Source organism: Roseateles sp. P5_E8, from assembly GCF_054177665.1.
In genome coordinates this window covers 182,774-193,877 of record NZ_JBGCUM010000004.1, presented here as the reverse complement: position 1 = coordinate 193,877, position 11,104 = coordinate 182,774, and the positions used below count along the sequence as shown (strand labels likewise).

General features: G+C 67.4%; 7 protein-coding genes. 5 read left to right on the top strand and 2 right to left on the bottom strand.

Annotated features, from left to right (window positions below; translation table 11 throughout):
* From ACXRVZ_RS04245 to ACXRVZ_RS04235, 3 genes are all read left to right on the top strand, one after another.
* A partial coding sequence (locus ACXRVZ_RS04245; RefSeq protein WP_458232199.1) for a Crp/Fnr family transcriptional regulator occupies positions 1–309 on the top strand: 309 nt, incomplete at its 5' end.
* A gap of 50 nt (positions 310–359) precedes the next feature.
* Positions 360–2,702, top strand: coding sequence for a putative bifunctional diguanylate cyclase/phosphodiesterase (locus tag ACXRVZ_RS04240; protein WP_457419843.1), 2,343 nt, complete (start codon positions 360–362; stop codon positions 2,700–2,702).
* Between the two features lie 84 nt (positions 2,703–2,786).
* Positions 2,787–4,397 carry a methyl-accepting chemotaxis protein gene (locus tag ACXRVZ_RS04235; protein ID WP_457419841.1) on the top strand — a complete coding sequence of 537 codons (1,611 nt, stop codon included), beginning with the start codon at positions 2,787–2,789 and terminating at the stop codon, positions 4,395–4,397.
* 8 nt (positions 4,398–4,405) lie between these two features.
* Here ACXRVZ_RS04235 and ACXRVZ_RS04230 read toward each other — a convergent pair whose 3' ends face one another.
* Positions 4,406–6,463, bottom strand: coding sequence for an ATP-binding protein (locus ACXRVZ_RS04230; protein WP_457419839.1), 2,058 nt, complete (start codon positions 6,461–6,463; stop codon positions 4,406–4,408).
* A gap of 10 nt (positions 6,464–6,473) precedes the next feature.
* A complete protein-coding gene (locus ACXRVZ_RS04225) occupies positions 6,474–7,238 on the bottom strand; it encodes a response regulator (protein WP_458232198.1) in 765 nt (254 codons plus the stop codon).
* A gap of 536 nt (positions 7,239–7,774) precedes the next feature.
* Here ACXRVZ_RS04225 and ACXRVZ_RS04220 point away from each other — a divergent pair.
* Both ACXRVZ_RS04220 and ACXRVZ_RS04215 read left to right on the top strand, forming a co-directional pair.
* Positions 7,775–9,370, top strand: coding sequence for a glycoside hydrolase family 43 protein (locus tag ACXRVZ_RS04220; protein WP_457419835.1), 1,596 nt, complete (start codon positions 7,775–7,777; stop codon positions 9,368–9,370).
* 50 nt (positions 9,371–9,420) lie between these two features.
* The gene (locus ACXRVZ_RS04215; protein ID WP_457419833.1) at positions 9,421–11,097 is read left to right on the top strand and encodes a glycoside hydrolase family 43 protein; all 1,677 of its coding nucleotides are present in this window, start codon (positions 9,421–9,423) and stop codon (positions 11,095–11,097) included.
* The last annotated feature ends 7 nt before the right edge of the window (positions 11,098–11,104 follow it).

The window sequence follows — 11,104 nt, the reverse complement described above, 5'->3', positions numbered from 1 at the left end:
TCCATGATGTCGGTCTGCAYGCTGCCCGCCGACGCCCGCGTGGCCGACTTCCTGCGCTACTGGGCCGACTGCCTGGCCCGCCGCGGCCTGCGCACGGACCAGATCACGCTGTGCATGACCCGCGCCGAGATCGGCAACTACCTGGGCATGACGCTGGAAACTGTCAGCCGCGCGCTCTCCAAGCTGGTGCGCCAGCAGCTGATCTGCTTCCCCGAGAAGGGCCGCCGCGAGATCAGCATTCCCGACGCAAGCCGGCTCGAGGCCTTCATCCAGCGCTGCCTGACACCCGTGGGCCACACCTTGCAGTAGCCCGGCCGGCTTGGCTGCACGCCGAGCGACAAGCACCCAGGGAGTCATGCATGAACGAGCAGACCTACTCGCAGACATCGGCCGCAGACGCCGAGCCTGCACCCCCGCCGCGCGCCTCGGCCGCATCGAACGGCCAGCCCGCATGGGTGGCCATCATCTACGCCGCGCTGGGCAGCGCGTGGATCATCTATTCCGACAGTCTCCTGCAGGCGATGGCACCCGATATGGCCACGCTGACCGACATCGGTCGCGACAAGGGCATGGCCTTCGTGCTCATCACCGGCCTGCTGCTGTATGCGCTGCTGTTGCGCCGTGATCGCCGCGCCGCGCAGCTGCAGGACGCGGAGCAGGCAGAGAAGCAGCGCGCCTGGCGCCTGCTCGAAGCCATCACCGACGGCTCGACCGATGCCATCTACGCCAAGGACCTGCAGGGCCGCTACCTGTTCGCCAACGGCGAGGTGGGTCGACTGCTGGGCACCAGTGTCGCGAACCTGCTCGGCAAGACCACGGCACACCTGCTGCCCGCCAAGCAGGACGAGCAGCTCATGGCGGAGGACCGCGCTGCCCTGCTGGCAGCAGGTCCGATCAGCATCGAGACCGCACTGGACACCACCGACGGCGAACGCATCTACCTGAGCACCAAGGGCGCCTTGCGCGACCCGGATGGCCACACCATCGGTGTGTTCGGCGTCAGCCGCGACATCACCGCACGCCGGCGCGAGCAGGCGCGCTGGCGCCAATGGGCGATGGCCTTCGAGAACATCCGCGACGGCGTGATGATCACCGACGCCGACTGCTGCATCCAGACGGTCAACGCCGCCTTCTCCGCCATCACGGGCTACAGCGCCGAGGACGCCGTCGGTGCACACGCCAAGCTGCTGCAGTCCGGCCACCATGCGCCGGAGTTCTACCAGCAGATGTGGGCCACGCTGCGGGCCGAGGGCCGCTGGCAGGGCGAGATCTGGAATCGCCGCAAGAACGGCGAGGTCTACCCCGAGTGGCTGACCCTGAACGTGGTGCATGACGGTGCGGGCCAGGTGACCCATTACGTGGGCGTCTTCACCGACGTCACCCGCAGCAAGAGCGTCGAGGCCCAGCTGGAGCGCCTGGCCCACTACGACCCGCTCACCGGGTTGCCGAACCGGGTGCTGCTTCAGCAGCGGCTGGAGCAGACGCTGCAGCGCACCCAGCGCCGCGACACGAGCACGGCGGTCATGGTCATCGACTTGGACGGCTTCAAGACGGTCAACGACAGCCTGGGCCATCCGGCGGGCGACGAGCTGCTGGTCTGCGTCGCCGCGCGGCTGCAGGCGCGCCTGCGGGCCGATGACCTGCTGGGCAGGCTTGGCGGCGATGAGTTCCTGGTGGTGCTCGAAGGCTGCGGCTTGCCGAACGACGTGGCGACGCTGGCTCGCGACCTGCTGGCCACGCTGGCCGCGCCGGTGCCGCTGACCTGCGGACAGGATGCCTATGTGACGGCCAGCATCGGCATCAGCCTGCACCCGGTGGACGGCAGCCGCAGCGCGGTCGAGCTGCTGCGCGATGCCGACGCCGCCATGTACCGGGCCAAGGAGCAGGGCCGCAACCGCTTCTGCTTCTACACCAGCAACATGAACGCCGAGGCGGTTGCCAAGCTGGAGGTCGAGGCCGCGTTGAGCCGTGCGCTGGCGCGCCAGGAGCTGGTGCTGCACTACCAGCCCAAGGTCGATGCGGTCACGGGCCGCGTCACCGGGGCCGAGGCCTTGCTGCGCTGGAACCGCAATGGCTGCGGTCTGGTGCCGCCGGGGCAGTTCATCCCGGTCGCCGAGCAGAGCAGCCTGATCCTGGATATCGGCGCCTGGGTCATCGACGAGGCCTGCCGGCAGATCCGCGCCTGGGCGGATGCGGGCCAGCCGCTCGTGCGCGTTGCGGTCAACGTCGCGGCACGGCAGTTCGCGGCCGGGGACCTGGACCAGGTCGTCGCGCGTGCGCTGGAGCAGCACGGCATCGACGCGCAGTGGCTGGAGATCGAGATCACCGAGGGCATGCTGATCACCGACCCCGAGGCCGGCATCCACATGCTCAAGCGGATCAAGGCGCTGGGCGTGACGCTGTCGCTGGACGACTTTGGTACCGGCTACTCCAGCCTGGCCTACCTGCAGCATTTGCCGCTCGATGCGCTGAAGATCGACCAGTCCTTCACCTGCCGCATCGGCGAGCAGCCCGACGGCGCGGCGCTGGTCGACGCGGTCATCGCGCTGGCCCATCGCCTGCACCTGCGCGTGGTCGCAGAGGGCGTCGAAACCCCGCAGCAGCGCGACTACCTGCAGCAGCAGGGCTGCGACGAGATGCAGGGCTATCACTTCGGCCGCCCGGCGCCGGCCGATTCATTGCAGTTGCTGCTGGCTGCTTGAGCCACCACCTGCCTTCACAACACAGGCGTCCCTCGCCCAACTTTCAACCTGGCTGCCGCGCCCATTCGCGGCAAGGAGAACATCATGCGCAGCAATCTGCCCGTCACCCAGCGCGAGTACAAGTTTCCCGCCGGCCGCAACCTGGTCTCGACCACGGACCTTAAGGGGCGCATCCTGCATTGCAACGCCGCCTTCGTGGAGGCGAGCGGTTATGCGCGCGATGAACTGCTGGGCCAGCCGCACAACCTCATCCGCCATCCCGACATGCCCGAGGAAGCGTTCCGCGACATGTGGGTCACCATCGCGGCGGGCCAGCCCTGGTCGGGGATGGTGAAGAACCGCCGCAAGGACGGCGACCACTACTGGGTGCAGGCCAACGTCACCCCGCTGGTGGAAGACGGCCGGCCGGTGGCCTTCATGTCGGTGCGCTCCCATGCCGCGCGCGCCGAGGTTGAGGCGGCCGAGGCGCTGTATGCGCGCATGCGTGACGAGCAGCGGGCCGGCCACCTGATCCATGAGCTGCGCGGCGGCCGCTTGCAGCGCCGCAATCTGCTCGGGCGGCTGGGCCGCCTGCTCGGGTCCATGCCATGGCTGAGCCAGGTGCCTGCGTATGCCGCTGTCGGCGCGGTGGGCTGGCTGCTGGCTGGCCAGAGCATCTGGCTGGCGGCCGGCGCTGTCACCCTGGCTGCGGGCGCGCTGGCGGCGTTGGCGCACGAGCGCCTGCGCCATGGCCTGGTTCACATCGAGCGCTATGCCAACCAACTGGCGGCGGGCGACCTCAGCCGCAACCTCGAGGCCAGCGGCAGCCATCAGAGCCGCGGGCTGGAGCTGTCGCTGGCGCAGCTGGCGGTCAACATGCGCTCGCTCGTGTCGGACACGCGGGGTGAACTCGATCAGATGAATCGCGTCAGCCGCGAGATCGCCCAGGGCAACCAGGATCTGGCCCATCGCACCGAATCCCAGGCCGCCAGCCTGGAAGAGGCCGCCGCCAGCATGGAGCAGATCACCGCCACCGTGCGCCAGAGCACCGACACCACGCACCTGGCCAGCGGCGTGGCGGCGGAACTCACCGAGGTGTCACGGCGCAGCGCCAAGGTCGTCCATGCCGTCACCGAAACCATGCAGGGCATTGCCCGCTCGTCGCAGAAGATCGGCGACATCATCCAGGTCATCGACACCATCGCGTTCCAGACCAACATCCTGGCGCTCAATGCTGCGGTGGAGTCGGCCCGCGCTGGCGAGCATGGGCGCGGCTTCGCGGTCGTGGCCAGCGAAGTCCGTGCGCTGGCCCAGCGCAGTTCGACCGCCGCGCGCGAGATCAAGCAGCTGATCCAGCTCTCCACCGAGCAGGTGCAGGCCGCCGAGCGCCAGACAGAGAACGCCCGCTCGACGATAGACACGACGCTGCAGTCGGTGGAGAACTTCGCCACCCTGATCGGCGACATCGACCGCGGCGCGCAGGAGCAGTTGCTGGGCATTTCGCAGATGCACGAGGTGATCCAGCAGATGGACGGATTCACCCAGCAGAACGCCGGCCTGGTGGAGGAGCTGGCGGGTTCGGCACAGCAGATGGTGGCGCAGTCCGACGAGGTGAGTGCCGCGCTGCGTGTGTTCCGGCTGGAGCGCGGCCCCGCCGCGAGAACCCAGCCCGATGCCGTCGACCTGCGGCGCGCGGCGCGGCTGCGCGGGGCCTAAGTGGCCAATTAAGCGGCGAGCACTCGAGCGATGGCGTGCGCCAGCTGGCCCCGGCTGTAAGGCTTGGGCAGCAGCTCCCAGTCGGCGGGCGACTCGCGGTCGGCATCGAGCAGCTCCGCCGAGAAGCCGGACATCAGCAGGATGGCCAAGGTTGGCAGGCGCGCCTGCGCAATGCGGGCCAGTTCGGTGCCGCGCATGCCCGCGCCCAGGGCGATGTCGGTGAGCAGCAGGTCGAAATCGGCGTCGGGCGTCAGCAGCAGCAGCGCCTGCTCGGCGCTGGCGCAGACGCTGAGCACGCAGCCCATGCCGGCCAGGAAATGCTGAGCCACGGCGCGCACTTCGGCATCGTCCTCGACCACCAGCACCTTCAGGCCCGCAGGCACAGCATCACCGCTGACGTCGCCTTCCAGCGGCCCGGCATGTTCGCCGCCGGGTATCGGCAGGTAGAGGCGGATCGTCGTGCCCTGGCCGGGCGTGCTGTCCAGCTCGACGGACCCTTGCGACTGCTTGACGAAGCCGTAGACGGCGCTCAGTCCCAGGCCCGTGCCTCGGCCGGCCTGCTTGGTGGTGAAGAAGGGCTCGAACGCGCGTTCCTTCACCGCCTCCGGCATGCCGGTGCCGGTGTCGGCCACGGCGATGCAGACGAAGCGGCCCTGACCGAGATCATCGCGCACGCTGGCCGGCAGGGCGCCCGCTTCTGCCTCCGCGGCACTGAAGCGAAGGTGGCCGCCGTCCAGCATGGCATCGCGCGCATTGATGGCGATATTGAGCAAGGCGGCCTCCAGCTGCCCCGCGTCGGCCAGGGTCATGGGGCAGTCCGCTGCCACGTCGACGCTGATGTGGATGCGCTGATCCAGCGTGCGGCGCAGCATGTCCGACAGGGGATGCAGCAAGGCGTGGACGTCGACGGCGCTGGGCTGCAAGACCTGGCGGCGCGAGAACGCCAGCAGCTTGCCGGTCAGCTCGGCGCCACGCCGGGAGGCGCGCATGGCTGCGCTCACCAGCTGCTGGCCGACAGCGTCCTGCGCCAGGGTGGGCAGCTCCTCCAGCACCTGCAGGTTGCCCTGGATGACGGTCAGCAGGTTGTTGAAGTCGTGGGCAATGCCCCCAGTCAGCTGGCCCACGCTCTCCAGGCGTTGCGCGTGGTTCAGCGCTTCCTCGGTCTGCGCACGCTGCAGACAGGTGGCCAGCAGATTGGCCAGCGATTCCAGAAAGCGTTGCTCGTCGTCGCCGAAGCGCTTCAACTGCCGCGACCGCACCTTCAACGCGCCGATCACACGCCCGCGGTCGGACAGGGGCACGGCCAGCGCGCTGACCAGGCCCGCCTCCAGGTAGTTGGACGGCACGGCAAAACGCTGTTCGCTGCGGAAGTCCTCAATCACCACAGCGCGCCCCTGCGCCAGCACGAAACCCAGCGGCGTGTCGGCACGATTGGGAACGGTCGAGCCCAGCGCCTCATCGGCGATCAGGCCCACGCCGCCGGCGACCCGCAGTTCGAGCCGGTTGCTCTCCAGCAGGAATACCAGCGCCATCTCCACCCCAAGCGCCTCGGCCGCAATGGCCGGCACTTGCTGCAGCAACTGCTGCGGATCACGCGCATCCACCGCTAGGCGACCCACCTGGGCAAGGCATTCGCTGTAGCGCGCGCGCTGCAGCGCCTGCTTGACGCGCGGATAGGCACCGATATCGCGAATCGCCGCGACGACGAAGGGCAGGCCGTGGTCTTGCAGCGGGCTGAGCGCGATCTCGACCATCACCTCCGAGCCGTCACCCCGCTTGGCCACCAGCTCCATCTGCGTTCCCATCGGCCGGGCGCGCGGCGCGTGGGCGTAGGCATTGCGGTAGGAGGCGTGGCGTGGCCGGATGCTGTCGGGCACCAGCTCGTCCACGCTGGTACCGACCAGCGCCTCCACGTCATACCCGAGCAAGCTGGCGGCGGCCGGATTGGCCAGCACGATCAGCCCCGCCGCGTCGACCAGCAGCAGGCCGTCGGGATAAGCGGCGAACAGCGTGCGAAAGACGGTGTGGTCGTCGAAGCCGCCAGGCAGCGAGGTGGGCAGCGTCATGATGAACCGCTCACGTCGCGCCGGACGCGACGGTCGGCGTGAACAGGTAGCCCGCGCTGCGCACCGACTTGATGATTTGCGGCGTCTCGGCCTGAGGCTCCAGCTTCTTGCGCAGGCGGCCGACCTGGACATCGATGGTGCGGTCGAAAGGCCCGGCTTCGCGGCCACGCGTCTGCGACAGCAGGAAGTCGCGCGACAGCACGCGGCCCGGGTGCTGGGCGAAGGTCTGCAGCAGGTCGAACTCACCGGCCGTCAGCACGACCTCGGCGCCTTGCGAGTCGGTCAGCCGGCGGGCCGCCAGGTCCAGCCGCCAGCCGTCGAATGCAAGGCATTCCCGCCCGGTGTCGTCGTGGGGTGGCGCCGCAACCGCAATGGGACGCTCCGTCGCGGCGTCGGCCGGCTGCGCGGGCGTGATCCGGCGCAGCACGGCCTTGATGCGGGCCACCAGTTCGCGCAGGTCGAAAGGCTTGGTGACGTAGTCGTCGGCACCCACCTCCAGCCCCACCACCWTGTCGACCGCATCGCCCCGGCCCGTGATGATGACGAGGCCGCAGCGCCAGTGCTCACGCAGCTGGCGGGCGATGGCCAAACCGTCCTCGCCGGGAAGGCCGAGGTCCAGCAGCACGAGCGCGGGTGGATCGCTGGCCATCGTTTCAATCAGTGCCCGGCCCGAGTGCAGCTGGGTCGCGCGAAACCCGTGGCCCGCAAGATAGTTGGCCAGCAGCTCCGTGATGGCGGCTTCGTCATCGACTACGGCGATGTGCGTGGGTGTCAAGGCGTCGGCGCGGTTGATGCGTTATGGCATTGAAGCACCATTTGCAGCGCTGCCGCGGCTGGGTGCGGTTTCGCAAGCGCTTGAGACTTGAAGGATTGCCTTGCACTGAGGCTGAACCTACAGATTGCACTTTGATGGGTGAATGTCGAGGCGGACGATGAAGCGGGCGGCCCAAGCGACATCGTTCAAGGCCGAAGCTTGCCAGGTCCTCGAAGTACGCCGCTGATCGTCCCTTGACACGGGGAGGTTGCTAGGTTTTTCCCTAGATAGTTCGGCCGTCGGCCGAACTAAGATTGCTTGCGCGGCACGACCGCAATTATTTTAGCCAATTGATTAAACGCCTAATCAAGAATTGATTTACCGGTGAATTACGCGCGTGGATGGAGGAGTCATATGCCGCAGGGCAAATCCATTCATTTCTCCCGCGGACCTCGTTGCTGGCGATGACCCTGCTTTGCCCGCGGGGGCGATCGATGAGTCCGCAAACCACCCATGTGCACACCCGCCACAACCGAATTGAAGGTTCTCACTTAGCCATGCGCCTCGCCAGACTGCTTCAACACACCGCTCTTTGCTGCGCAGCCTTCACGTGTGCCGCCGCTCCGGCCGCCGAACTGGCGCCAGGTGCCAACCCCGTGCTGCGCGACCGCTTCACCGCCGACCCGGCGCCGTTGGTCGTGGGCGACACGGTCTACCTCTATGTGGGTCGCGACGAAGCCAAGGGCAACGACTTCTTCTTGATGAAGGAATGGCTGGCCTATTCGTCCAAGGACCTGCGCCACTGGACCGCCCACGGCACCGTCATGAAGCCCACCGATTTCAAGTGGGCGGTGAGCGATGCCTGGGCCGCGCAGGTGGTGCAACGCAACGGCCGCTTTTATTTCTACACCACCGTGCAGCACGACAACACGCAGTACGGCAAGGCCATCGGCGTGGCGGTGGCCGACAACCCGCTGGGTCCGTTCAAGGATGCACGCGGTACGGCGTTGATCACGGATGCGTCCACGCCCAGCCCTTACGGCTGGAGTGACATCGACCCCACCGTCTTCATCGACGACGACGGCACCGCCTGGCTGGCCTGGGGCAACCCGGTGCTCTACCTGGCGAAGCTGAAGGCCAACATGATCGAGGTGGACGGCCCTATCGAGAAGATCTCGGTGCCCAACTACACCGAGGGGCCGTGGCTGTCCAAGCGCAAGGGCACGTACTACATGACCTACGCGTCCATGGCGCAGCAGGGTCTCTTCGAGCATTTGTCGTATGCCACCGCGCCCAGCCCGCGCGGCCCCTGGACCTACCAGGGCCTGCTGACCGGTGCGGTGAAAAACAGCTTCACGATCCATGCCGGCGTCATCGACGACTTCAAGGGCCAGTCCTATCTCGTTTATCACAACGCCGCGCTGACGCTGAACGGCGAGACCGGCGCCACCTCCCGCCGCTCAGTCGCGATGGAGTACCTCTTTTACGACGCCGACGGCCGCATGTGGCCCGTCACGCAGACCGAGGCCGGCATCAGCGTGCCACCCAAGCCGCCCACCGGCAAGGTGCCCGCGCTGCCGGACCCGGGCCGCACCGACCCGCGCGTGGCCGTCCAGCAGTTCGCCCAGGGCTATCCCGAAACCTGGCCGGGCAGCCCGGCGCTGGCCTCGGTCAGCCGACCTTTCGAGCAGACACCCGAGCCCATCGGCTTCAACCGCGACGGCGGCGCCAGCCGCCTGGTGCAGACCTTCGTGCCGCGTGCAGACATCGCTCTGGGCCGGCTCAGCTTGTACGCGGGCGACGGCCACGGGACCGACGCCACGCGCTCGTTGCGCCTGTCGCTGCGAGACGTGGAAGCAGGCACCGAACTGCTCGGCGCCGGCGAGGGGCTGGCCATTGCCTACCGCCCGCAAGGCGCTGGCCTGCTGAGCTTCGACTTCAGCTCGCATCCGCTGGTCCTGCTGGAGTCCGGCCGCCGCTATGCACTGGGGCTGCAGGGCGAGAAGGACGCGGTGACGATCAATCTGCGCGCCAGCCGCAGCGACGTCTATGCCGACGGCGAGGCGACCCTGGACGACCGGCTGCTGAAGGACCGGGAGAGCGGCCGCCCTGCGGACTTCGCGTTCGCGCTGTATGCGCGCGAGGCGCGCTGAAACGGCATCAGGCCGGGCCACACGTCACCTTGACCGACGCTTGACTCGAAATGATTGATCCGGAACAAAACATGGACAAACACGCTGACAACCTGGGCCGCCATTGCGCCGGCTCTCCCACCCGCCTCATGAACCGCGCGATTTTTTCGCTCGTGATGGCCCTCGTGCTCTGCGTCGCGTCTCAGGCCGTTCCGGCGGCACAGGCAGCTCCTGCTCACAACCCGCTGATCTGGGCCGACGTTCCGGACATCGCCATCATCCGCGTAGGCAAGACCTACTACATGAGCAGCACGACGATGCACATGAGTCCGGGCCTGCCGATCATGAAGTCGACGGACTTGGTCAACTGGCGCATGGCTTCCTACGCCTATGAAACTCTTGTCGACAACGACGCCATGCGTCTCGACAACGGCAAGGACGCCTACGCGGCCGGCTCCTGGGCCCCCAGCCTGCGTTACCACGACGGCGTGTTCTATGCCTCGACCTTCTCGTACACCAGCGGACGCACCCACATCTACACCACGCGTGACCCGGAGCGCGGCCCGTGGAAGGAGACGAGCTTCGAGCCCGTGCTGCATGACCACAGCCTGTTCTTCGACGATGACGGTCGCGTCTACATGGTTTACGGCGGCGGGCGCATCACGCTCGTCGAGCTGAAATCCGATCTGTCCGGCATCAAGCCCGGCGGCGTGAACAAGGTTCTCGTCGAGAACGTCAACACCATCTTCGGCAGCGACCTGGGCGGGCTCAATGGCGAGGGTACGCACCTATCCAAGATCAACGGCCGCTATTACTTCTTCAACATCGCCTCGCCCGCAAGCCGCTGGGCGCCCACCGTCATCGTCCACCGCGCCGACCGCATCGACGGGCCCTACGAGGGTCGCATCGTGCTTGATGACCGCGGCATCGCCCAGGGCGGCCTCATCGACACGCCCGACGGCAAGTGGTACGCCTATCTCTTCAAGGGCAACGGCGCCGTCGGTCGCATTCCCTACCTCGTGCCCGTGACCTGGAAGGACGGCTGGCCCGTGCTCGGCGAAAACGGCAAGGTGCCCATGACGCTCGACATCCCGGCCGGCGCACAGGGCGTCTCCGGCGCCTCCGGCATCGTCGCCTCGGATGAATTCGACCGCCGGCCCGGCGACCCCGCCCTGCCGCTCGCCTGGCAATGGAATCACAACCCGAGGCCCAGCGACTGGTCGCTCACCAAGCGCCCGGGCCACCTGAGCCTCACCACCAGCCGGGTCGTTGCCACGTTGCCGGAGGCCACGAACACCCTCACCCAACGCACCTTTGGCCCTGCCTGTTCCGCCACGACAAGCATCGATGTGAGCGGCATGAAGGACGGCGACGTGGCCGGCCTCACCGTCTTCCAGAAACAGTACGGTTTTGTCGGCGTCCGGATGACTGATGGCGTCAGGTCTCTCGTCATGGTGAGCGCTGATTCCGACAAGCCCGAAGAGATCGCCGCCATTCCCCTCGCTGGCAAAACCGTTCACCTCAAGGTCGAAAGCGAATTTGAGCCCGCGCCCGAGGTCGCTCGCTTCTCCTACAGCCTTGACGGCAAATCCTGGACCCCCATCGGACGTCCCTCGCGACTGACCTATTCGTACCCAAAGCACTTCATGGGTTATCGCTACGGCCTTTTCTTCTATTCGACGAAGACCGCCGGCGGCCGTGTGGACTTTGACTACTACCGCGTCGGACCCACCGGCGATTCCCGCTGATCTTCGC

Coding starts and splice junctions, on each gene's coding strand:
- ACXRVZ_RS04240 (WP_457419843.1), top strand. CDS start 360: ATGAACGAGCAGACCTACTCGCAGACATCGGCCGCAGACGCCGAGCCT.
- ACXRVZ_RS04235 (WP_457419841.1), top strand. CDS start 2,787: ATGCGCAGCAATCTGCCCGTCACCCAGCGCGAGTACAAGTTTCCCGCC.
- ACXRVZ_RS04230 (WP_457419839.1), bottom strand. CDS start 6,463: ATGACGCTGCCCACCTCGCTGCCTGGCGGCTTCGACGACCACACCGTC.
- ACXRVZ_RS04220 (WP_457419835.1), top strand. CDS start 7,775: ATGCGCCTCGCCAGACTGCTTCAACACACCGCTCTTTGCTGCGCAGCC.
- ACXRVZ_RS04215 (WP_457419833.1), top strand. CDS start 9,421: ATGATTGATCCGGAACAAAACATGGACAAACACGCTGACAACCTGGGC.